Raw genomic sequence first — 21884 nt, forward strand, 5'->3', positions numbered from 1 at the left:
AAATTTGCTGTCGCACGTCTCGATAACTGCGTTGCCTGGAGCCTCCCATGTCGCTGCGTTCCCACCGCTCTCCCTTTGCGTTCGTGCTGCTTATTAGCCTGGTGTTGCAAACGGCGTGTGCCGGCCCGTTGCTGGAGAAAATCAAAGAGCGCCGTGCCGAGCGCGAGCAAAGCAGTGAAACCAGCGCGGCGCTAAAACTGCCCGACGGCGCCACGGTCATCAAAGACCTTGCCTACGGACGCGACCTCCGCGAGCGCATGGATGTTTACCTGCCCAAGTCGCCCAGCGCCGCACCGATCATCTTCATGGTGCATGGCGGCGCCTGGCGCACCGGTGACAAAAGCGCCGAGCAAGTGGTGGCCAACAAGGTCGCGCGTTGGGTCAGCAAGGGCTTCATTCTGGTCAGCACCAATTACCCGCTGCTACCGGACACCAAACCGTTGCAGCAGGCCGAAGCGGTTGCCAAGGCGCTGGCCATGACCCAGGCAAAAGCAGCCAGTTGGGGCGGTTCGGCTGAGCACCTGATTGTGATTGGCCACTCGGCCGGGGCGCATCTGGTCGCGCTCCTGACCAGTTCGCCGTCGCTCGCTACCGCCCAGGGCGTAACGCCCTGGTTGGGCACGGTGGCGCTCGATAGCGCTGCGCTGGATGTGGAAACAATCATGCAGGCGCGGCACATGCGTTTTTACGACCAAGCGTTCGGTAGCGACCCCAGCTACTGGCAGCAAACGTCCCCCAATTACGTGCTGGCCAGTGGCGCGCCGCCCATGCTGGCGGTGTGCTCGACCCGGCGGGAGGTGTCCTGCGAGCAGGCGCAGCGGTTTGCCGACCACGGCGCAGCGCTGAACGTGCGCATCAGCGTGATGAAACAAGACATGAGCCATAAGGAAATCAACCAGCTGCTCGGTACGCCCGGCGCCTACACCGACGCGGTGGAACGCTTTATGACCGGGCTGGACCTCACCGTAGCTAAGCATTTGGCGCGCTAGAGGCGTCTAGACTGACAAGCGCCGCCGCGGCGATAGCGGCCTGGCCGTACGCTCGCCCGATACCAATCAGTCGGGCCTTACTCAGCCCAGGCGGGTACAATGCCCGCCCCCTACTTTTCGGCCCTCGTCATGACAGACCCCATTCGCCTTTCCAAACGCCTGATCGAAGTGATCGGCTGCTCGCGCCGCGAGGCCGAACTGTATATCGAGGGCGGCTGGGTGACGGTGGATGGCGAAGTCGTCGACGAGCCGCAATTCAAGGTCGGCGAGCAAACCGTCGCCCTGCTGCCGGACGCCGTGCTCACCCCGCCCGAGCCGGTCACCATCCTGTTCAACCAATTGCCCGATCTGGATATCGACAGCGCGCACGCGCTGATCAGCCCCGCCACCTTGTCGGCCGAACACCGCTTCGGCACTCGTCCGCTCAAGGGCCACTTCCTGCGCCTGAACAGCAGCGCACCGTTGCAGAAAAACGCGTCGGGCCTGTTGGTGTTTACCCAGGACTGGAAGATTTTGCGCAAGCTCACCGACGACCTGGCCAAGATCGAGCAGGAGTACGTGGTGGAAGTCAGCGGCGAAATGATCGAGCACGGCTTGAGCCGCCTCAACCAGGGCCGCACCCACAAAGGCCAGGTGCTGCCACCGGTTAAAGCCAGCTGGCAGAGCGAAACGCGCCTGCGCTTTGCGCTGAAGAATCCGGCGCCGGGCCTGGTTGCCGCGCTCTGCGCCAGCGTTGGCCTGACGCCGACCAGCATCAAGCGCATCCGCATCGGCGGCGTGTCGATGGGCAAGCTGCCTGCCGGGCAGTGGCGCTACCTGGCCAAAACCGAAAAATTCTAAGGCCGCCGCGCCGCCCTTTCCCTTTCAGGACCGCTTCCATGATTAATAACGACGTACTGCGCAGCGTGCGCTACATGCTCGACCTCAGCGACGCGAAAGTGGTGCAGGTCATCAAACTGTCCGGCCTGGACGTAGACCTCGACACCCTGCGCGCCTACCTGAAAAAGGACGACGAAGAGGGTTACCTGGAGTGCGACGATGATGTGCTCGCGCATTTCCTCGACGGCCTGATCGTGCACCTGCGCGGCAAAGACGACAGCCGCCCGGCGCAGCCCATCGAACTGCCGGTCACCAACAACATGGTGCTGAAGAAACTGCGTGTCGCCTTCGAGCTTAAAGAAGAAGACCTGCACGAGATTTTGCAGAGCGTGGATTTCCCCGTGAGCAAGCCGGAACTCAGCGCCTTGTTCCGCAAGTTCGGCCATAGCAACTACCGCACCTGTGGCGACCAGTTGCTGCGCAATTTCCTCAAAGGCTTGACCCAGCGCGTACGCGACAAATAACCCACTGTGGGAGCGGCTTCAGCCGCGATGCGTTAGCCATGAAACGCATCGCGACTGAAGCCGCTCCCACACGAACAGCGTTCTGCATAACCTCGCATTCTCAGCGGCAATAGTTCCTGCGCAATCGCGCCCCGCGCATTAGGGTAGTTGCACAACAACCCTGACAAGAGCGCTCCCCATGCATTCCTACTTTTCCCTGCAAGGCCGCACCGCGTTGGTGACCGGCGGCACCCGTGGTATTGGCAAGATGATCGCCAAAGCGTTCGTTGAAGCCGGCGCCCGCGTGTATGTATGCGCCCGCGATGGCGAAGCGTGCGCCGCCACGGCCGCCGAATTGTCGGCCTTTGGCGAGTGCCATGGCATCGCCGCCAACCTCGCCCACGAGGAAGGTGTGGTTGCCTTGGCCGAGCAGCTGAGCGGGCAAATCGACAAGCTCGACATCTTGGTCAACAACGCCGGCACCACCTGGGGCGCACCGCTGGAAACCTACCCGGTCAAAGGCTTCGAAAAGGTCATGCAGCTGAACGTAACCTCGGTGTTCCTCTGCATTCAAAAGCTCCTGCCGCTGCTGCGCAAAGCTGGCAACAGCGAAAGCCCGGCGCGGGTCATCAACATCGGCTCGGTGGCCGGCATTACCTCGTACGGCGAAGAAGCCTACGCCTACGGTCCGAGCAAGGCGGCGCTGCATCACTTGTCGCGCTCGCTGGCGCGGGACTTGGTGAGCCAGCACATCAACGTCAACGTCATCGCGCCGGGCCGTTTCCCGAGCAAGATGACCAGCCATATCGCCAACGATGAAGAAGCGCTGGCTGAAGACACCGCGATCATTCCGATGAAGCGTTGGGGACGTGAAGAGGAAATGGGCGCGTTGGCGATTGCGTTGGCGAGTAAGGCTGGCGCGTATATGACGGGCGCAGTAGTTCCCATCGACGGCGGTTTTGCGATGTAGACCGTAACGCTCCTCCGGTCGTCGACCATACGGCGTTGAAACCTCGTTTTGAATGCTCACGTACTGCAGTACGCTGCGCTTCAAAACGAGGTTTCGCCTTGTCTGGTCTTAGCCCGAAAGAGCGTGATTCAAGAGCCGAACAGCAGTTAGCCAACTCAAGCGCTTTTTCTAAACGTCAGATGTGACAGGTATGATTAGCCCGGTTTTCCACCGGGCTTTTTTATGTCTTATTCGGTTTCCCCCATCGGCGTGGTGCGCTCCTGCTTCAAGGAGAAGTTCGCCATTCCCCGCCAACCGCAACTGGCCCCCGCCGCGCGCGGGGTGTTGGAATTGCTGCCACCTTTCGACAGCGGCGAAGCCGTGGAAGGCTTGGAGCAGGTCAGCCACGTGTGGCTGCTATTCCTTTTTCACCAGGCCCTGGAAGACAAACCGCGCCTGAAAGTGCGCCCGCCGCGCCTGGGCGGCAACCAGTCCATGGGCGTATTCGCCACCCGCGCCACGCACAGGCCCAACGGCATCGGTCAATCGGTGGTGAAGCTTGAAAGGGTTGAAGCCGGCAAGCTCTGGTTGTCCGGCATCGACCTGCTCGACGGCACGCCGGTGCTGGATATCAAACCCTACGTGCCGTATGCCGACTCGGTGAGCGGCGCGTTCAACCACATGGCCGCTGGCGCGCCGACGCTGATAGATGTGGTGTGGAGCGATGCAGCGCTAGCTCAGGCGCTGGAGCACGGCCAGCAGTTGCAGCAACCGCTGCGTGAGCTGATCGAACAATGCCTGGCGCAAGATCCTCGGCCTGCGTATCAGCAGCCCGAGCCCAGCCGTATTTACGGCACGCAATTGTGGGACGTGCAGGTGCGCTGGCATTACCCGACGCCGGAGCAGATTTGTGTGGTTGAGGTGGTTGCAGCGTAACCGCCGTGCCGCTCTTCTGCGATTTCAGCATCACGCGTATCGAGATCGAGCGAGCTAGAGCAGTGCAAGGCAAAAATGTTTTTTAAAGCGCAGTTGGCTGTAGCCAATGAGCATTTAAAAAACATTTTTAACGCCGCAATGCCGACGCGCAGCCGATCGGTCAGTGATAAAAAAACCCGCCATATAGGCGGGTTTTTTATTATTCGCGATCACTTCTCTACAAATGCACGCTCGATCAGATAATCCCCCGGCTCACCCATGCGAGCCGAAATCTTCAGACCAAACCCATCCAGCACTTCGCTGGTCTCGTCCAACATGCTCGGGCTGCCGCAGATCATCGCGCGGTCGTCCTGCGGGTTGATCGGTGGCAGGCCGATGTCGGTGAACAGCTTGCCGCTGCGCATCAGGTCGGTGAGGCGGCCCATGTTCTCGAAAGGCTCGCGGGTCACGGTGGGGTAGTAGATCAGCTTTTCTTTCAGCGCTTCACCGAAGAATTCGTTCTTCGGCAGATGCTCGGTGATGAACTCGCGGTAGGCGACTTCGTTCACGTAGCGCACGCCGTGAATCAGGATGACCTTCTCGAAACGCTCGTAGGTTTCGGGGTCTTGAATCACGCTCATGAATGGCGCCAGACCGGTGCCGGTGCTTAGCAGGTAGAGGTGTTTGCCCGGCAGCAAATCGTCCAGCACCAGGGTGCCGGTGGGTTTGCGGCTGACCATCAGCTCGTCGCCGACTTTCAGGTGTTGCAGTTGGGAAGTCAGCGGACCATCCGGAACCTTGATGCTGAAGAACTCCAGGTGCTCTTCATAGTTCGGGCTGGCAATCGAGTAAGCTCGCATCAGCGGGCGACCGTTTTCCTGTTGCAGGCCGATCATTACGAACTGGCCGTTTTCAAAACGCAGGCCCGGGTTGCGGGTGGTTTTGAAGCTGAACAGGGTGTCGTTCCAGTGGTGGACGCTGAGCACACGCTCGACGTTCAAGTTGCTCATGCTTGCTTCCTCGATGAATCGCGCTCACCCGACCGACGGGTGCCAATGCGCGGCATTTTAAGGGCGACAACCATATCTGTTAAGTGGATTATTAAGATATAGGTTATCGGTTATATAGATATGCGATTCACACTCCGCCAACTTCAGGTTTTCGTCGCCGTCGCCCAACAGGAAAGCGTCTCACGGGCGGCTGAATCGTTGGCGCTGTCACAGTCTGCGGCGAGCACTGCGGTTACCGAACTGGAGCGCCAATCGGCCTGCCAGTTGTTCGACCGCGCGGGCAAACGCCTATCGCTCAACGCCTTGGGTCATCAGCTATTGCCGCAGGCGGTTGCGCTGCTCGATCAAGCCAAAGAGATCGAGCGCATGCTCAACGGTCAGGGCGGTTTCAGCTCGTTATCCGTGGGCGCCACGCTGACGGTCGGTAACTATCTGGCCACGTTGCTGATCGGCAGCTTCATGCAGCAACACCCCGAATGCCGCGTGAAGTTGCATGTGCAAAATACGGCGCACGTTGTACAGCAGGTAGCGCATTATGAAATTGATTTGGGACTGATCGAGGGCGACTGCCAGCACCCGGACATCGAAGTGCAGCCCTGGGTAGAAGACGAGTTGGTGGTGTTTTGCGCGCCGCAGCATCCGTTGGCCGCCAACGGCCGCGCTTCGCTGTTGGAGCTTACGCAGGAAGCCTGGATTCTTCGCGAACAAGGCTCCGGCACGCGGCTGACCTTCGACCAAGCCATGCGCCACCACCCCACCGCGCTGAACATTCGATTGGAGCTGGAACACACCGAAGCTATCAAGCGCGCAGTGGAATCGGGGCTGGGGATTGGTTGTATCTCCCGCTTGGCACTGCGCGATGCGTTTCGCCGCGGAAGCCTGGTGCCAGTGGAAACCCCCGAACTGGATCTGACGCGGCAGTTCTACTTCATCTGGCACAAGCAGAAGTACCAGACCAGCGCCATGCGCGAGTTTCTCGAGCAGTGCCGCAAGCTGACCGCCGGGGTGCGGCGCAGCGATGAGATTGTGTTGCCCTCGATTGCTTGAAAAGCATCGCGGCTGAAGCCGCTCCTACGAATCGCACAATTTGTGGGAGCGGCTTCAGCCGCGATGCTTTTTGCTTTCAACCCAGAAGAATTACCAACCAGACACTACCAATCAGGCTCAGCGCTACAAACTGCGCGGCGCTGCCCATATCTTTGGCATTTTTCGACAACGGATGCAGCTCCAGCGAAATACGGTCAATCGCCGCCTCTACTGCCGAGTTGAGCAACTCGACGATCAGCGCCACCAGGCACACGCCGATCATCAGGGCGCGTTCGCCGCGACTGACGTCAAACCAGAACGCCAGGGGAATCAACACCACATTGAGCAGCACCAACTGGCGAAACGCTGCTTCACCGGTGAAGGCGGCGCGCAGGCCGTCGAAGGAATAGCCGGTGGCGTTGAGAACACGTTTAAAGCCGGTCTGGCCTTTGAATGGCGACATGGGAAATACAACCAAAATTTGTGAGGCCGCAGGCTACGTCAAACGCGGTCAAAAATGCGTGAAAAACCAACGACCTGCTGACGCTTAGCTGGCGGGAATGGATTCCAGATGTTGCAACAGCAGCGCGGCTTGCGTGCGGGTGCGCACACCCAGTTTGCGGAAAATGGCGGTGACGTGAGCCTTGATGGTGGCCTCGGACACGTTCAGTTCATAGGCGATCTGCTTATTCAGCAAGCCATCGCACACCATGGTCAACACGCGAAACTGCTGCGGTGTCAGGCTGGCCAGACCGGCGCTTACTGCCTTCGCTTCGGCAGACAGACCCGCGCTTTCTTCCGATTGCGGCGGCCACCAGACGTCGCCGTCGAGCACCTCGCGCACCGCTTGCTGAATGGTTTCCAACGGGCTGGATTTGGGAATAAACCCGCTGGCGCCGAATTCACGGGCGCGGGCTACCACCGCTGCTTCTTCCTGTGCCGACACCATCACCACCGGCACCTGCGGATATTGCCCCCGCACCATCACCAAACCGGAAAACCCGTAGGCGCCGGGCATGTTGAGGTCGAGCAAGACCAGATCCCAATCCGACTTTTCCCCGAGTCGCGCTTCAAGCTCGGCGATGCTCGCCGCCTCAACCAGACGCACCTGCGGGCCGAGGCCCAACGTCAGGGCTTGGTGCAGCGCACTGCGAAACAGCGGGTGATCATCGGCAATCAGGATTTCGTAGTCGGCCATGGGCTGCTCTTGTTTTAAGGGGGCGCTTCTCGGTGTACGAAAGTACCGCCGCGCGGGGTGTGCAGCGCAGCGGCGGCGCCCAGCATGCCGAGCCAGAATGGGGTGGTCAAGCCTTTAGGTTTGCGGCACAGTTCGAGGCTTTTCCTGCCGAGACCGACCATGCGAAACCAAGCCCTGCGCGCCGACCTGTTAATGCTGACCACCGCGCTTATCTGGGGCAGCGCCTTCGTGGCGCAGCGCATGGGCATGGATTCCATCGGCCCATATTTATACTCCGGCCTGCGCTTCGCCTTGGGCACGCTGGTGTTGTTGCCGGTGGTCTACCTGCTCAGTCGTGGCAACAAACAACCGTTCAATCGCGGCTTATTTATAGGCGGCGGATTGATGGGCCTGGTTTTGGCCCTGGGCATTAACCTGCAGCAGGTGGGACTGCTGTTCACCAGCGTAACCAACGCCGGCTTTATCACCGGGTTGTACGTCATCATCGTGCCGCTGGTGGGCCTTTTTCTCGGCCACAAAACCGGCATCGGCACGTGGCTCGGTTGCGTGTTGGCGGTGATCGGCATGTTTCTGCTCAGCGTCGGCGACGGTTTCCACGTGGCCTCCGGCGATTGGCTGCAACTGGCGGGCGCATTTGTGTGGGGCACGCACGTTTTGCTCGTGGGCTATTTTGCTGGCCGCTTCGACCCGATCCGCTTGGCGGCCATTCAGTTCGCCGTCTGCGCCGTCATCAGCCTGGGCCTCGCCGTCACGCTGGAAGATATTCAAATGACCGGCATCATCACTGCCGGGCCATCGATCATTTATGGCGGGCTTATTTCGGTTGGCATCGCTTACACCTTGCAGGTGATTGCGCAGAAGCACGCCATCGCCTCGCACGCGGCGATCATCTTTTCGCTGGAAGCGGTGTTCGCCGCGGTAGCCGGAGCGCTGTTTCTCGATGAGTCGCTGCACCTGCGCGGCTATATCGGTTGCGCGCTGATGTTTGCCGGCATGTTGGTGGCGCAGCTTTGGCCGCGCAAGGTGGCGGAGGAAGTGGTTGAGGGGAAGGTGGTTTAGGGCGTTCCGGTTCGAAACCGCAGCCCCCTCTCCCCAGCCCTCTCCCCGAGGGGCGAGGGAGCTAATAGGCGATTCGGTCTGTCCCCTCGCCCGCCTGCGGGAGAGGGTTAGGGAGAGGGCAAGCGTTTAGCCGCTCACCCTACAAATACTCACCCATCCGCCGATGCACCTCATCCTCCAAATCCACCGGCCGCTGAAACTTCGCCCCCAGATAATGGGCGGTAAACACATCCAGATATGCATCCAGTGCCGCCCCGGCACGCGGCTCGCCCGCCAGCTCCAAACACAACGCCGCCACTTCCGACGTACACAAATGGTCGTCACGCTTGGACCGACGCAGGCGATAACGCGACAGCTGTTCGGGCTGCAAACTGAGCACCGGAAACTTGTCCAGATAGGGGCTCTTGCGAAACATCTTGCGGGCCTCGGTCCAGGTCGCGTCCAGCAAGATAAACAGAGGCCGCTTGCCCTCCTCCACCTTCACTTCAGTGACCACCCGCTCAGGCGCGACAAACTCACCGGGAAAGACCACGTACGGTTGCCATTGCGGGTCGTTGAGCAGCGCTGGAATTTCCGGCTCCACCGAGGTGCGAAACCAGCGGTAGGCGAACGTGTCGGTAACCAGGTCGGCGATCAGCCAGCCGGTGTTGGTCGGCTTCAACGGTTCGACGTCGTGCATCAGCAGAAACATGCCGGCATTGGTCGGCACCTTCGGCCGCAGCGCGCACAGGCAGTATTCCGGAATTACACGACAGCCCTCGCAACGCGGCGCTCGGGAACCACGCGCGGTGAACGGCTTGGTGCTGAGCTCCAGCCGCTCCAGGCGTAAACGCGAGACGGCGTGGCTCATTGCGGGCGGTCCGCGCGGGAAGAAAAGGAGATCATCGACTGCATCCGACCAGCAAAAAAGAAGCCGGCGAGTCTAGCAGAGGCGCTGGGCAAAACCGCAGCGGGCCTGAGGCGGGTCGACAGACGACCCGCCGGGCGAGGGGGTTAGAACGACTGGTTGAAGGCCAAGCCTACGAAGTGAATACGGGTTTCATACTCACCCTTGAAGTTGCCGCCGTTGCCGGTGCAACGCACGCCACTGTCGACGTAAAGACTGCCTCCGCCGGGCGCCCAGCCCGCTGGCGAGCAGCCGTCTTTGTAATCCATCTTGCCGCTGGCGAATTGCACGTAGCTGTAGGCGAGATCGACCGACGTGTCCTCGTCGAACTTGTAGTTGGCGCCGAAGGACAACCAGTAACGGTCGGCATCCGGGAACGCCGGGTGACGTTTATCGCTGCCGCTGACGGGGGATTTGTCGTAGGCGACGCCGGTGCGCAGCATCAGGTCTTTGTCCCATTGGTAGTTCATACCGAGGGAGATTTTGTAGGTGTCGTTCCAGTCTTGGTCGACCGTGGCGTCGCCCTCATTTACGCCGTTGAAGTAGGGGTAACCGTTTACCTGTTTGAGCTGAATACCGACCGTGTCGAGACGGGAATGCCGGGTCCAGGTGACGTCGCCCATGAAAGCGACTTTGTCGTTCAACTGGTGAAAGGCGTTGATCGACAGCGACTCAGGCGTGTCGATGTTGGTCTTGGCTGTGGAATTAGGATGAAGATTGGACGCCGCGAAATTGCCTGGATTGATCCAATTGTTTGGATCGAAGACCTGCTGCAACGACTCTCTTGGCGGCACATAGATATCGAAGATTGGGATCGTCACCCCACCGCTTAAGTCAGTCGCGGGTGAGGGCACCGAACCGCTTACATCGGCAAAGCTCCACTTGGTTTCGCCCTCCATCGTATGTTTGATATGAGACCGGTAGGCAATGCCAAAACGCGTGCTTTCAGTTGGCTCGAACATGTAACCAATGTTCCAGCCAAATCCCCAGTCATCACCTTTGACGCGGAAGTAACCATCGCCCTCGACGTTGTCTGCAAAATTTTGCGCGACGCAGTCGACAAACCCATCGCGGTCCGACACTCCACCGCAAGAAGTGATTTCATCAGGCACCGGCACGCCCGCGATCAGTCCTACCACGGGGCCTAAAATTGGATCCGCCGCGTTGCGGGTCGAATCGTAATTAGCCTCCACAAACTGCCCAGCCAACTGCCGCGAAGCCCCTTTCACATCTGCCGCCCCGCGCTGAATCGACTTGATGTACTGCGCCGACAGCCCAAAACCAATGCTGTGGTGCTCATTGAAGCGGTAGGCAATGCTCGGGTTGATGTTCACCGTTTCCAGGTTCGCCGACTGAATGCCGTAGCGACCGCTCCAGTTCTCCTTGTAATCAAGCTTGGCGCCGTAGGGCACGAAGATGCCAAGGCCGACGGTGACGTTGTCATTGATCTGGCTGGAAAAATAGAAGTCCGGTGCGGCTGCCGCATCTGGCAGGTAAGAACCCGCCCCGGTGCCACCGGAGGGATTACCGAAAACGTCGGTGCTGCCGGTGTCTTTAAAGCTGCCCTTGGGAATGACGATGGTGATGCCGTTGGTGACCTGGGTGCCGGGTAAGCGCGCAAGGCCTGCGGGGTTGTAGAAAATGGTCGAAGGGTCGACCGCTTCCGCGCCGTTCGCGTGGGCTGTGCCCTGGGCTGCCACCGACTGCGAACCAAAGTGGTAACCGGACGCCAGAGCTCCGGAGGTCCAAACCAACATCAAGCTCCCGCTGTAAAGCGCGGTCTGCCAGCAAGATGGGCGAGTTCTTATCATTATTCTCGACTCCTACACGCACGATATAAGCCGCGATACGTCTCCGGTTTAGGCCAACCGGAACTTCTGTAGCGCAGCGATAAAACCGACTTTCGAATGAAGCGGTATGCGACCTGTGACCGGCCGCCTTTGCTGACGATCCCCGATCCTTCGTACTGCCTACGGTCCTATCTGGCCTGGGCCGAGGTAACACCCGAGCCGCTGTGAACGTGGCCGGATTGCACCTGGCAAAACGTCGGTTTCCCCCGAGGCCCGCCGCCAGGGGCTTCAGGCCCCATGCGCCGGTGTAATAAAACCGTTACCGTTTCACACCAAGCCGTACAGATTTGTATGACTAAATAATTCAAAAAGATTCGGATATTTTCGCGAGCCCAAGGAACTTGGTCGTTTGCCGACGATATCGGCGCGCTGAGCGGCGTTGGTCGCAAATAAAGGAAGAACGCTTGTTGGGAATGCGCAGGTGGCGCGCTCGCGCTTGATCTGCCGCAGGCGGTTGGTCAGGATGCAACCCGGGCTGAGCGCTGGCCCACGTAATAGTTGCGGGCTAACGAACCTAGCCTTGAGGCCAGGGTCCAACCCGCTTTATGGATATGGAGACTTACATGCTGCGCTTCACGGCCCTGGCCTTTTGCTTCGCCCTTCCCGCTGCGCACGCGGCCTCGCTTCAGGATTTCGAGCTGAACAAGCTGCTCAATCAGGTGGCCACCCAAAGCAGCGAAGGCACACCGCGGGCTATCAACGAGGACATTCTCGATCAGGGCTACACCGTTGACGGCAACGTGCTGATCAACCACCTGAGCGTTCAGCCTGCGCACGCCGCACAAATGCGCGGCAATCCGGACGCCGTGCGCAAGCAACTGGGCGCCAGCGTCTGCCAGAACAACGGCTTCCGCCAATTGCTGGCCCGTGGCGCCGTGCTGCGTTACCAGTTCAGCGAATACAAAACCAACAACTACATCGCCGCCGAAAACTTCAGCAAAGCTGACTGCTCGATCAAATAAGCTTTACTTCAGGTTGGGTCGAGCCGCGATCGGCTTCACCCAACCTGCCGCTTCCGATCCAAGGTTCACCCTCAAGGAGCTGTTCCATGCCTTACGAACCGGACGATTACCTCAACCGTCATGTGCAAACCCCGAGCGTTGACCTGGCCGCCAAAGTCGACGAATTGCTCGCCCTCGCCACGCCTGATTCCAGCCTCAACCTGTCGCTGTACCGCGACATGCTCTCCACAGTGATTCGCATGGCCCAGGCCGATCGCAACCGCTGGGACGCCAAGATCATGCTGCAAACCCTGCGCGAGATGGAGCATGCCTTCAGCGTGCTGGAGCAGTTCAAGCGTCGTCGCAAAGTGACTGTGTTCGGTTCGGCGCGCACGCCGGCAAACCACCCCGTGTACCAACTCGCCAAAGAACTTGGCGCCGCGTTGGCGCGCAACGAGCTGATGGCGATTACCGGTGCCGGCGGCGGCATCATGGCTGCCGCCCATGAAGGAGCAGGACTCGAACACAGCTTGGGTCTCAACATCAGCTTGCCCTTCGAACAAAGCGCCAACGCCACCATGCAAGGCAGCAGCAACCTGCTGTCATTCAAGTTCTTCTTTCTGCGCAAGTTGTTCTTCGTTAAAGAAGCCGACGCCCTGGTGCTTTGCCCAGGCGGCTTCGGCACGTTGGACGAAGCGCTGGAAGTGCTGACATTGATCCAGACCGGAAAAAGTCCGCTGGTTCCGGTGGTGCTGCTGGACGAACCCGACGGCAGTTTCTGGAAAGACGCCCTGGCGTTTATCCACCGCCAGTTGGAGGGCAACGGCTACATTCTGCCCAGCGACATGAAACTGCTGACCATGGCGCACAGCGCGGATGAAGCGGTTGAGCAGATCACGCGCTTCTACAGCAACTTTCATTCGAGCCGCTGGCTGAAGGATCGTTTTGTAGTGCGGCTAAACCATGGGCTTTCGGCTGAGGCAGTCGAACAATTGCCCGAGCTGTTTGCAGACCTGTGCAAAAGCGGCGGCTTTGTGCAGCAGCAAGGCGCCTTCGAGAACGAAGGGGATGAGCCGGAACTGGCGGAGTTACATCGCGTGGCGTTTGCCTTTCGCGGGCGGGAATATGGGCGGCTGCGGGAGTTGTATGACTTTTTCAATACGCCGGAGAATTGGGCGTAGACCCAGGTCGATTCCCAAGAGCGCGGGGCGCCAATTAAGAGCATCGCGGCTGAAGCCGCTCCTACGGTGCTGCGCTGGTTGTCAGGTTTTGGATAGGCGGGAAGAGAACTTCAATCGTACAGCTCACCGCGCAGCAGGCGGCTGATCATGTCCATGGAATAACCGCGATACGCAAGAAAGCGCCCTTGCTTGGCGCGCTCCTTGGCGTCGTTCGGTTGCTCGCCGAATTTGCGCTGCCAGACTTCGTTCATCTGTTCACGCCAATCAATCCCGCATTCACGCAACGCCTGTTCGATATCGGCGCGCGCCAGTCCACGCTGCCCCAGTTCCTCGCGAATGCGCATAGGCCCGTAGCCAGAGCGGGCACGGTAGGAAACGAAGCTTTCGAGGTAGCGGGATTCGGACAGCAGACCCTCTTGCGTCAAGCGGTCGAGTTCCGGTTCGATGAGTTCAGGCGGGGCGCCGCGTTGGCGCAATTTGCGGGTTAACTCGACACGGCCATGCTCGCGGCGTGCGAGCAAGTCCATGGCTGTCCGTCTTACTGCGGCAGGGCTGTCGAGTACGACGGACATATCAGACTCAGGCGTCTGCCAGATCGTCTTCGGTGTTGTTTACAGCGGCGGCGGCGGCCGCTGCGGCTGCATCTTTACCGGCCATAAGCAATTGATCGCGGATCTGCTTCTCGATGGTTTTGGCGATTTCCGGGTTATCTTCCAGGTACTTGGCCGAGTTGGCTTTACCCTGACCGATCTTGCTACCCAGATAGCTGTACCAGGCGCCGGATTTTTCCAGCAGACCGAGTTGCACGCCCAGGTCGATGATCTCGCCGTTACGGTAGATGCCTTTGCCGTACAGAATCTGGAACTCAGCCTGACGGAACGGCGGGGCTACCTTGTTTTTCACCACTTTCACGCGGGTTTCGCTGCCGACCACTTCGTCGCCTTCTTTCACCGCGCCGGTACGACGGATGTCCAGACGCACCGAGGCGTAGAACTTCAACGCGTTACCACCGGTGGTGGTTTCGGGGCTACCGAACATCACACCGATTTTCATACGGATCTGGTTGATGAAGATAACCAGGCAGTTGGCGTTTTTGATGTTGCCGGTAATTTTACGCAGCGCTTGCGACATCAGACGGGCTTGCAGGCCGACGTGCATGTCGCCCATTTCGCCTTCGATTTCCGCTTTCGGCACCAGGGCGGCAACGGAGTCGACGATGATTACGTCGATGGCATTGGAGCGCACCAGCATGTCGGTGATTTCCAGCGCTTGTTCGCCGGTATCAGGCTGGGAAACCAGCAGGTCGTCAACGTTGACGCCGAGTTTGCCGGCGTAGTCCGGGTCGAGCGCGTGTTCCGCATCGACGAAGGCGCAGGTGGCGCCCATGCGCTGGGCTTCAGCGATAACGGACAAGGTAAGTGTGGTTTTACCCGACGATTCCGGACCGTAGATTTCTACGATACGACCGCGTGGCAGGCCGCCAATGCCAAGGGCGATGTCCAGGCCCAGGGAGCCGGTGGAAATCGACGGAATGGCCTGACGTTCGTGGTCGCCCATGCGCATGACTGCGCCTTTACCGAATTGTTTTTCGATTTGACCCAGGGCTGCAGCCAAGGCGCGCTTCTTATTCTCGTCCATTGAATCCTCACGTGATCAAGAGGGCCTAGCGGCCGCTAACAACTGTATAAGTAGCCAGTATTATTCCACAGCGCAAGTCGAGCGCCTACCCCTGATCCGGAATTTCTCCTGCAGCTAGTCGGATCAGCCCGTCCAGTGCGGCTTCCACCGTTTGTCGTCTCACCGCGTCACGGTCGCCAGCAAAAAGACGCTTGCCGGTAAACACCTGGTCCCCATTCGCCCAAGCCAGCCAGACGGTGCCTACAGGTTTGTCGACTGAACCGCCGTCCGGGCCGGCAACGCCGCTGACGGCTACGGAAAATTGTGCAGCGCTTTTGTCTTGTGCTCCGCGCGCCATGGCTTCGACAACCTCACGGCTGACCGCACCCACCGAGGCAAATAAAGTAGCTGGCACATCAAGCTGACGGGTCTTCTGGGCGTTGGAATAAGTGACGTAACCGGCCTCAAACCAAGCGGAGCTTCCCGGAATTCGCGTAATGGCTTCGGCAATGCCGCCACCGGTACATGACTCGGCAGTGGTGACACGCGCGTCCAGCGCACGCAGACGCTGGCCCAGTTGCGCGGCCAGTTGAGTAATCGCGTCCAAGGCAATCTCCGGGCTTAAAGAGGATGAGGGGGATACCGTACACTAGCGCCTTTTGCGCGCAAGGCCTGGTAATGAGCGATCTCTCCGCACACACCCCGATGATGCAGCAGTACTGGCGGCTGAAGAATCAGCACCCCGACCAGTTGATGTTTTACCGCATGGGCGACTTCTACGAGATTTTCTACGAAGACGCGAAAAAAGCCGCGAAGTTGCTCGACATTACCCTGACCGCGCGCGGCCAATCGGCGGGCATGGCCATTCCCATGTGCGGCATTCCTTACCACGCCGCCGAAGGTTATCTGGCCAAGCTGGTGAAGCTCGGCGAGTCGGTAGTTATTTGTGAGCAGATCGGCGATCCGGCCACCAGCAAAGGTCCGGTCGAACGTCAGGTGGTGCGCATCATCACCCCCGGCACGGTCAGCGACGAAGCCTTGCTCGATGAGCGCCGGGACAATTTGCTCGCCGCCGTGCTCGGCGATGAACGCCTGTTTGGCCTGGCGGTGCTGGACATCACCAGCGGCCGTTTCAGTGTGCTGGAAATACCGGGCTGGGAGAATTTGCTGGCCGAGCTGGAGCGCCTGAATCCGGTTGAGCTGTTGATTCCAGATGATTGGCCGCAAGGTCTGCCGGCTGAGAAACGCCGCGGTTCTCGCCGCCGCGCGCCGTGGGATTTCGAGCGCGATTCGGCGCACAAGAGCCTGTGCCAACAGTTCGCCACGCAAGACCTCAAGGGCTTCGGTTGCGAAACCCTGACCCTGGCCATCGGCGCCGCCGGTTGCCTGTTGGCCTACGCCAAGGAAACCCAGCGCACCGCCCTGCCCCACCTGCGCAGCCTGCGCCATGAGCGCCTCGACGACACGGTGATTCTCGACGGCGCCAGCCGGCGCAATCTGGAGCTGGACACCAACCTCGCCGGTGGCCGCGACAACACGCTGCAATCGGTGGTCGACCGCTGCCAAACCGCCATGGGCAGCCGCCTGCTGACCCGCTGGCTGAACCGCCCGCTGCGCCAGCGCGCCGTATTGGACGCCCGCCAGGAATCGATTGCCTGCCTGCACGAACGCTATCGTTTTGAGAACTTGCAGCCACAGTTAAAAGAGATCGGCGACGTGGAGCGCATTCTCGCGCGCATCGGCTTGCGCAATGCGCGCCCTCGCGATTTGGCGCGTCTGCGCGATGCCCTGGCAGCGTTACCGGAGCTGCAGATGGCGATGGCCAATCTTGAAAGCCCGCACCTGCAAACGCTGGCCGGCACCGTGAGCACATACCCGGAACTGGCCGAGCTGCTGGCCCGTGCAATTATCGACAATCCACCGGCGGTAATCCGCGATGGCGGCGTGTTGAAGACCGGCTACGACCCTGAACTGGACGAACTCCAGTCACTCAGCGAAAACGCTGGCCAATTTCTGATGGACTTGGAAGCGCGGGAAAAAGCGCGCACCGGCCTGGCCAATTTGAAGGTCGGCTACAACCGCATTCACGGCTACTTTATCGAGCTGCCGAGCAAACAGGCCGAGTCAGCGCCGGCCGACTACATCCGCCGCCAAACGCTCAAAGGCGCTGAACGCTTTATTACGCCGGAGCTGAAAGAGTTCGAAGACAAGGCGCTGTCGGCGAAGAGCCGGGCGCTTGCGCGGGAAAAGATGCTGTACGACGAGCTGTTGGAGCGTTTGATCGGCCACCTCGGCCCGCTGCAGGATTCGGCTGGCGCCCTGGCCGAGTTGGACGTACTGAGCAACCTGGCCGAACGCGCCCTGACCCTCGACCTCAACCGCCCGCGCTTTGTCGATGAGCCGTGCATGCGCATCAACCAGGGCCGCCACCCGGTGGTGGAACAGGTGCTGACCACACCGTTCGTGGCCAACGACCTGAGCCTCGATGACAACACGCGGATGCTGATCATCACCGGCCCGAACATGGGCGGTAAGTCCACGTACATGCGCCAGACCGCACTCATTGTGCTGCTCGCCCATATCGGCAGCTTCGTGCCGGCGGCCAGTTGCGAGCTGTCGCTGGTGGACCGCATCTTTACCCGCATCGGCTCGAGCGACGACCTGGCCGGCGGTCGCTCCACCTTTATGGTGGAGATGAGCGAGACGGCCAACATTCTGCACAACGCCACCGAACGCAGCCTGGTGCTGATGGATGAAGTCGGTCGCGGCACCAGCACCTTTGACGGCCTGTCTCTGGCCTGGGCGGCGGCCGAACATTTGGCGCGCTTGCGTGCCTATACCCTGTTCGCCACGCATTACTTCGAGCTGACGGTGTTGCCGGAAAGCGAGCCGATTGTCGCCAACGTGCATTTGAACGCCACCGAGCACAACGAGCGCATCGTGTTTCTACACCACGTGCTGCCGGGGCCGGCGAGCCAGAGTTATGGCTTGGCAGTTGCGCAGTTGGCGGGCGTGCCGGGTGATGTGATCGTGCGCGCCAAGGAGCACTTGGCACGCCTGGAAACTACCGCGCTGCCCCACGAGCAGCCGCGTAGCGAGCCAGGCAAACCGGCAGTGCCGGTGCAAAGCGACTTGTTCGCCAGCGCGCCGCACCCGGTGATTGAAGAATTGGGCCGCATCAATCCCGATGATTTAACCCCGCGCCGCGCACTCGAACTGTTATATACATTGAAGGCACGCATCTAACGCCTGCGCGCGCAAGCTGTTAGAATCCCGCGCGCTTTGGGAAAGCGGTGGTCTATTAGCCTGGACTGCCGCTCTCGTTTCCCGAGCCGAGGAGCTCAATTACTGAACCGGGCTCCCCAGCCGCCTGAGGAGAGAATTAGAAATGACCTTCGTCGTCACCGACAACTGCATCAAGTGCAAGTACACCGACTGCGTAGAAGTGTGTCCGGTGGACTGCTTTTACGAAGGCCCGAACTTTTTGGTGATCCACCCGGACGAGTGCATTGACTGCGCCCTGTGCGAGCCAGAATGCCCGGCCCAAGCGATCTTCTCGGAAGATGAAGTGCCTGAAGATATGCAAGAGTTCATTCAGTTGAACACCGACCTTGCTGAAATCTGGCCGAACATCACCGAGCGTAAAGAAGCGCTGCCAGACGCTGAAGAGTGGGATGGCAAGAAAAACAAACTGGAACTCCTGGAGCGCTAAGCGCCAGGCTTCCAGAGCGAGAGAACGCACCGACGAGTGCTTCCCGCTGCAGGACAAACACCGTGAAAGACAAAAGGCCCGCAATGCGGGCCTTTTGTTGTGCCCACCTTTCGGCAGGCAAAAAAAAGGGGCGGTTTGACCCGCCCACTCTTTCGTCCCTAATCCCTCTATTTCCTGCTCATCGTCCTGATGAATCGTGTCCTTCGATGGTTCCTGGCCGATATCCATTTCAGCCCGTGCTAGTCCGTAAGCACAGGGGTGATATTAGCGATATCCAGATACCGTTCAAGTCGCGAAATCGCCTAACGGACAGTCTCGCGCACTCTCAAAAATTAACTTATTTCTTATATTTCAATGACTTGCTATTCAATCTCAGTGTAACGCAGGCGATACGCCGGCTAATCATTCCTCGAATCACTTACACGCCCTGTAAGCAATGTCTTACAAAGCTGACACTTGCAGGAAGACACCGACAAAAAACCCGGCCTGAGCCGGGTGTTTTTTGCGCGGTCTTAACGAGGTTATTGGAACAACGCGTCACTGGAGAGACCGTTCTTTTCCAGGATTTCCCGCAGTCGCTTAAGCGCTTCGACCTGAATCTGTCGCACCCGCTCACGGGTTAAACCGATTTCCTGACCCACTTCTTCCAACGTACAGCTTTCGTGACCGCGCAGACCAAAACGTCTGACGACCACTTCCCGCTGCTTGTCGGTCAGCTCCGAGAGCCACTGATCGATGCTTTGCGAGAGATCGTCATCCTGCAGCAATTCGCAGGGATCGGTCGGGCGGTCGTCGGTCAGGGTATCGAGCAGGGTTTTGTCGGAGTCCGGGCCAAGCGAAACGTCGACCGAGGACACCCGTTCATTGAGGCCAAGCATGCGCTTGACCTCGCCGACCGGTTTTTCCAGCAGGTTGGCGATTTCCTCGGCGGAGGGCTCGTGGTCAAGTTTCTGCGTCAATTCGCGCGCGGCGCGCAGGTAGACGTTTAGCTCCTTGACCACATGAATAGGTAAACGAATGGTGCGCGTCTGGTTCATGATCGCGCGTTCGATGGTCTGCCGAATCCACCACGTGGCGTAAGTGGAGAAACGGAAACCGCGTTCAGGATCGAACTTCTCAACCGCCCGAATCAGCCCAAGGTTGCCTTCTTCGATCAAGTCCAGCAGGGACAAGCCCCGATTGACGTACCGACGGGCAATCTTCACCACCAGGCGCAGGTTACTTTCGATCATGCGCTTACGGCCCGCAGGGTCGCCCTTCTGCGCCAGCCGCGCAAAATGGACTTCTTCTTCGGGAGTCAGGAGGGGGGAGAAACCGATTTCGTTGAGGTAAAGCTGAGTGGCGTCTAGCGCCCGGGTGTAGTCGATGTATTTGTGTTGCTTGACCGCAGTGGACTGCTTGGCCTTCGTGCGTTTAGCCGGAGCTTCCGGCTCATCGTTAAGCACGTCGTCCAAGACGATGCCGGGCTCCATGAGCAGCACGTCATCATCCAAGTCAAACTCCGGCGCTTCTTTGTTGAGTGCCATTGTTCTTATCCCTTGCTGAGTTCGACATAAGCCCCGGCATCACCTTAATCCATGGCAATCCCTGAGCCCGTCCGGCCTACGTGGCTGGAGCGGGCTGACAACCTTTCAACGCGCAGGCAAAAATTGCAGCGGATCCACAGGTTTACCCTGTCGGCGAATCTCAAAATGGAGCTTCACCCGATCGGTGCCGGTGGAACCCATTTCGGCAATCGTCTGCCCGACCTTGACTTGCTGTCCCTCCCTTACCAGCAACTTGCGGTTGTGACCGTAAGCGCTTACGTAGGTATCGCTGTGTTTGATGATCACTAATTCGCCGTAGCCCCGTAATCCACTTCCGGCGTACACAACAGAACCATCCGACGCGGCAAGAACAGGCTGGCCCAATTCCCCAGCTATATCAATTCCTTTATTCAAACTACCGTTTGAGGAGAATTTACCGATCAATGCCCCGCCTGTAGGCCATGCCCAGCCTGTAGCAGAACGACTCACAGCCTGCACTGGCGTGGTCGCTGGCGTGGTAACAACCGGGGGTTGGGCGGGCCTGGCGATGACCGGAACGGTGTTGGTCGGCACCACCACCAAGGGCGGCTTGTTGCCGTTATTGGCTGTTGCCATCGGACCTTTGACTACCGTTGGCGAACGCCCGCCGTCGAAGCGGATCACCTGACCGACCTTGATGGTGTACGGCGCTGGAATGTTGTTTCGCGCGGCTAGCGCGCGCCAATCCCAGCCGAAACGGAAGGCGATGGAATAAAGGGTATCGCTGCGCTGGACGCGGTATTGGCCGGTAGTCGTCGCGGGACGCTGCGGCGTGGCCGCACTGGTGCTGGTAGTCGAGCCGCCGGCGGTGCGATCCACCACACGGACACCACCAGGTGGGGTGCTGCTGCAACCGACCAGTAACACTCCAAGGACCCAGCCACTCACCAGACGTCTGGCGCCTGCGATGCAAATCCACTGCTGAATGGCTGTGAGACTCACCCGCCTCTCCCTTTCCGGTGACTGTTGAAAAATGTAAAACGACAAAACCCATACTTAAGTAGTGCCACCCTCGCCCAACTCAAGCGGTAGGGCCGTTCAGAAGAGGTACGAAACGCACCGCATCCAGCACATGACGGGAGAAGCCGTGCTCTTCACGGATGATCAACATCAGTTGCTGAACATCGCCCGCGCCAACCGGAATCACCAGACGCCCCCCTGGGGCGAGTTGATCCAGCAGCGCTTGTGGCACTTCAGCCGCAGCGGCGGTCACGATGATGCCGTTGTAACTGGCCAGTGCCGGCCAGCCTTCCCAGCCATCACCCCAACGAAAGACCACGTTGCGCAGGTTGAGTGCCAGCAATCGTTCTTTCGCGCGTTCTTGCAGAGCCTGGATACGCTCCACGGAGAACACTCGCTCAACCAATTGGGCCAAAACCGCCGTCTGATAGCCGGAGCCGGTGCCGATTTCCAGCACTTTGTCCAAGGGCCCGGCCGCCAACAGCAGCTCGGTCATGCGCCCGACCATATAAGGTTGCGAGATAGTCTGGTTATGGCCGATGGGCAGCGCGGTGTCTTCGTACGCACGGTGCGCGAAGGCTTCATCAACAAACAGATGACGCGGCGTGCGGCGAATAACCTCAAGTACCCGGGCGTTGGAGAGGCCTTCGTCGTACAAGCGTTGAATCAGGCGCTCGCGGGTGCGCTGCGAGGTCATGCCGATA

Annotated in this window: 22 protein-coding genes; 11 read left to right on the forward strand and 11 right to left on the reverse strand. The window is 59.6% G+C overall.

What is annotated here, in order from left to right; all coding sequences use genetic code 11:
• The first annotated feature begins 47 nt into the window (after positions 1–47).
• The 5 genes from AC0IW7_RS00500 to tsaA all read left to right on the forward strand — a co-directional run bounded on the left by AC0IW7_RS00500 (position 48) and on the right by tsaA (position 4196).
• On the forward strand, positions 48–989 hold the full coding sequence (locus AC0IW7_RS00500) for an alpha/beta hydrolase (RefSeq protein WP_471815344.1): 942 nt from the start codon (positions 48–50) through the stop codon (positions 987–989).
• A gap of 129 nt (positions 990–1118) precedes the next feature.
• Entirely contained in the window at positions 1119–1829 is a 711-nt protein-coding gene (locus tag AC0IW7_RS00505; RefSeq protein WP_471815345.1) for an rRNA pseudouridine synthase, read from the forward strand.
• 38 nt (positions 1830–1867) lie between these two features.
• A complete protein-coding gene (locus AC0IW7_RS00510; RefSeq protein ID WP_471815346.1) occupies positions 1868–2332 on the forward strand; it encodes a YehS family protein in 465 nt (154 codons plus the stop codon).
• A 178-nt stretch (positions 2333–2510) separates the two neighbouring features.
• The gene (locus AC0IW7_RS00515) at positions 2511–3281 is read left to right on the forward strand and encodes an SDR family oxidoreductase (RefSeq protein ID WP_463539834.1); all 771 of its coding nucleotides are present in this window, start codon (positions 2511–2513) and stop codon (positions 3279–3281) included.
• A gap of 222 nt (positions 3282–3503) precedes the next feature.
• Complete coding sequence (tsaA, locus tag AC0IW7_RS00520) at positions 3504–4196, forward strand: tRNA (N6-threonylcarbamoyladenosine(37)-N6)-methyltransferase TrmO (protein WP_471815347.1); 693 nt, start codon at positions 3504–3506, stop codon at positions 4194–4196.
• A gap of 209 nt (positions 4197–4405) precedes the next feature.
• On the opposite strand, the gene fpr is transcribed toward tsaA, so the two are convergent.
• Positions 4406–5185, reverse strand: coding sequence for a ferredoxin-NADP reductase (gene fpr / locus AC0IW7_RS00525; protein WP_122494044.1), 780 nt, complete (start codon positions 5183–5185; stop codon positions 4406–4408).
• Between the two features lie 120 nt (positions 5186–5305).
• On the opposite strand from fpr, the gene AC0IW7_RS00530 reads away from it, so the two are divergent.
• Entirely contained in the window at positions 5306–6232 is a 927-nt protein-coding gene (locus AC0IW7_RS00530; protein WP_122494045.1) for a LysR family transcriptional regulator, read from the forward strand.
• Between the two features lie 76 nt (positions 6233–6308).
• Here the strand turns inward: AC0IW7_RS00530 and AC0IW7_RS00535 are convergent, their stop codons facing one another.
• Both AC0IW7_RS00535 and erdR read right to left on the reverse strand, forming a co-directional pair.
• On the reverse strand, positions 6309–6674 hold the full coding sequence (locus tag AC0IW7_RS00535) for a diacylglycerol kinase (RefSeq protein ID WP_122494046.1): 366 nt from the start codon (positions 6672–6674) through the stop codon (positions 6309–6311).
• 84 nt (positions 6675–6758) lie between these two features.
• Positions 6759–7409: a response regulator transcription factor ErdR gene (erdR, locus tag AC0IW7_RS00540; RefSeq protein WP_122494047.1), complete on the reverse strand. Its 651-nt coding sequence runs from the start codon at positions 7407–7409 to the stop codon at positions 6759–6761.
• Positions 7410–7568: 159 nt separating this feature from the next.
• Between erdR and AC0IW7_RS00545 the strand changes: the two genes are divergently transcribed.
• Positions 7569–8468, forward strand: coding sequence for a DMT family transporter (locus AC0IW7_RS00545; protein ID WP_471815348.1), 900 nt, complete (start codon positions 7569–7571; stop codon positions 8466–8468).
• Between the two features lie 139 nt (positions 8469–8607).
• On the opposite strand, the gene AC0IW7_RS00550 is transcribed toward AC0IW7_RS00545, so the two are convergent.
• On the reverse strand, positions 8608–9318 hold the full coding sequence (locus AC0IW7_RS00550; RefSeq protein WP_463550355.1) for a tRNA-uridine aminocarboxypropyltransferase: 711 nt from the start codon (positions 9316–9318) through the stop codon (positions 8608–8610).
• A gap of 143 nt (positions 9319–9461) precedes the next feature.
• A complete protein-coding gene (locus AC0IW7_RS00555) occupies positions 9462–11054 on the reverse strand; it encodes an OmpP1/FadL family transporter (RefSeq protein ID WP_471815349.1) in 1593 nt (530 codons plus the stop codon).
• 713 nt (positions 11055–11767) lie between these two features.
• Here AC0IW7_RS00555 and AC0IW7_RS00560 point away from each other — a divergent pair.
• Both AC0IW7_RS00560 and AC0IW7_RS00565 read left to right on the forward strand, forming a co-directional pair.
• Entirely contained in the window at positions 11768–12166 is a 399-nt protein-coding gene (locus tag AC0IW7_RS00560; protein ID WP_463539841.1) for a quorum-sensing-regulated virulence factor family protein, read from the forward strand.
• An 86-nt stretch (positions 12167–12252) separates the two neighbouring features.
• Complete coding sequence (locus AC0IW7_RS00565) at positions 12253–13326, forward strand: LOG family protein (RefSeq protein WP_471815350.1); 1074 nt, start codon at positions 12253–12255, stop codon at positions 13324–13326.
• Positions 13327–13436: 110 nt separating this feature from the next.
• Here AC0IW7_RS00565 and recX read toward each other — a convergent pair whose 3' ends face one another.
• From recX to AC0IW7_RS00580, 3 genes are all read right to left on the reverse strand, one after another.
• Entirely contained in the window at positions 13437–13898 is a 462-nt protein-coding gene (gene recX, locus AC0IW7_RS00570) for a recombination regulator RecX (protein ID WP_471815351.1), read from the reverse strand.
• A gap of 7 nt (positions 13899–13905) precedes the next feature.
• Positions 13906–14964 carry a recombinase RecA gene (gene recA / locus AC0IW7_RS00575; RefSeq protein WP_122452630.1) on the reverse strand — a complete coding sequence of 353 codons (1059 nt, stop codon included), beginning with the start codon at positions 14962–14964 and terminating at the stop codon, positions 13906–13908.
• 85 nt (positions 14965–15049) lie between these two features.
• Complete coding sequence (locus AC0IW7_RS00580) at positions 15050–15550, reverse strand: CinA family protein (protein ID WP_471815352.1); 501 nt, start codon at positions 15548–15550, stop codon at positions 15050–15052.
• Positions 15551–15621: 71 nt separating this feature from the next.
• On the opposite strand from AC0IW7_RS00580, the gene mutS reads away from it, so the two are divergent.
• Entirely contained in the window at positions 15622–18189 is a 2568-nt protein-coding gene (mutS, locus tag AC0IW7_RS00585) for a DNA mismatch repair protein MutS (protein WP_471815353.1), read from the forward strand.
• A gap of 142 nt (positions 18190–18331) precedes the next feature.
• Positions 18332–18655 (forward strand): ferredoxin FdxA, encoded by a 324-nt coding sequence (fdxA, locus tag AC0IW7_RS00590; protein ID WP_122494056.1) that lies wholly within the window; start codon positions 18332–18334, stop codon positions 18653–18655.
• 521 nt (positions 18656–19176) lie between these two features.
• Here the strand turns inward: fdxA and rpoS are convergent.
• The 3 genes from rpoS to AC0IW7_RS00605 form a co-directional block, all read right to left on the reverse strand.
• Positions 19177–20181 (reverse strand): RNA polymerase sigma factor RpoS, encoded by a 1005-nt coding sequence (rpoS, locus tag AC0IW7_RS00595; RefSeq protein ID WP_463560343.1) that lies wholly within the window; start codon positions 20179–20181, stop codon positions 19177–19179.
• A 105-nt stretch (positions 20182–20286) separates the two neighbouring features.
• Positions 20287–21162 carry a peptidoglycan DD-metalloendopeptidase family protein gene (locus tag AC0IW7_RS00600; protein WP_471815354.1) on the reverse strand — a complete coding sequence of 292 codons (876 nt, stop codon included), beginning with the start codon at positions 21160–21162 and terminating at the stop codon, positions 20287–20289.
• Positions 21163–21241: 79 nt separating this feature from the next.
• A complete protein-coding gene (locus AC0IW7_RS00605) occupies positions 21242–21877 on the reverse strand; it encodes a protein-L-isoaspartate(D-aspartate) O-methyltransferase (RefSeq protein WP_463384742.1) in 636 nt (211 codons plus the stop codon).
• Positions 21878–21884 lie beyond the last annotated feature (7 nt).

The sequence above is a fragment of the Pseudomonas sp. AC229 genome, from assembly GCF_979254655.1.

Coding starts and splice junctions, on each gene's coding strand:
- AC0IW7_RS00550 (WP_463550355.1), bottom strand. CDS start 9,318: ATGAGCCACGCCGTCTCGCGTTTACGCCTGGAGCGGCTGGAGCTCAGC.
- rpoS (WP_463560343.1), bottom strand. CDS start 20,181: ATGGCACTCAACAAAGAAGCGCCGGAGTTTGACTTGGATGATGACGTG.
- AC0IW7_RS00605 (WP_463384742.1), bottom strand. CDS start 21,877: ATGACCTCGCAGCGCACCCGCGAGCGCCTGATTCAACGCTTGTACGAC.
- fdxA (WP_122494056.1), top strand. CDS start 18,332: ATGACCTTCGTCGTCACCGACAACTGCATCAAGTGCAAGTACACCGAC.
- recA (WP_122452630.1), bottom strand. CDS start 14,964: ATGGACGAGAATAAGAAGCGCGCCTTGGCTGCAGCCCTGGGTCAAATC.
- AC0IW7_RS00535 (WP_122494046.1), bottom strand. CDS start 6,674: ATGTCGCCATTCAAAGGCCAGACCGGCTTTAAACGTGTTCTCAACGCC.
- mutS (WP_471815353.1), top strand. CDS start 15,622: ATGAGCGATCTCTCCGCACACACCCCGATGATGCAGCAGTACTGGCGG.
- AC0IW7_RS00545 (WP_471815348.1), top strand. CDS start 7,569: ATGCGAAACCAAGCCCTGCGCGCCGACCTGTTAATGCTGACCACCGCG.
- AC0IW7_RS00530 (WP_122494045.1), top strand. CDS start 5,306: ATGCGATTCACACTCCGCCAACTTCAGGTTTTCGTCGCCGTCGCCCAA.
- AC0IW7_RS00515 (WP_463539834.1), top strand. CDS start 2,511: ATGCATTCCTACTTTTCCCTGCAAGGCCGCACCGCGTTGGTGACCGGC.
- AC0IW7_RS00505 (WP_471815345.1), top strand. CDS start 1,119: ATGACAGACCCCATTCGCCTTTCCAAACGCCTGATCGAAGTGATCGGC.
- recX (WP_471815351.1), bottom strand. CDS start 13,898: ATGTCCGTCGTACTCGACAGCCCTGCCGCAGTAAGACGGACAGCCATG.
- AC0IW7_RS00500 (WP_471815344.1), top strand. CDS start 48: ATGTCGCTGCGTTCCCACCGCTCTCCCTTTGCGTTCGTGCTGCTTATT.
- AC0IW7_RS00560 (WP_463539841.1), top strand. CDS start 11,768: ATGCTGCGCTTCACGGCCCTGGCCTTTTGCTTCGCCCTTCCCGCTGCG.
- tsaA (WP_471815347.1), top strand. CDS start 3,504: ATGTCTTATTCGGTTTCCCCCATCGGCGTGGTGCGCTCCTGCTTCAAG.
- AC0IW7_RS00565 (WP_471815350.1), top strand. CDS start 12,253: ATGCCTTACGAACCGGACGATTACCTCAACCGTCATGTGCAAACCCCG.
- fpr (WP_122494044.1), bottom strand. CDS start 5,185: ATGAGCAACTTGAACGTCGAGCGTGTGCTCAGCGTCCACCACTGGAAC.
- AC0IW7_RS00510 (WP_471815346.1), top strand. CDS start 1,868: ATGATTAATAACGACGTACTGCGCAGCGTGCGCTACATGCTCGACCTC.
- erdR (WP_122494047.1), bottom strand. CDS start 7,409: ATGGCCGACTACGAAATCCTGATTGCCGATGATCACCCGCTGTTTCGC.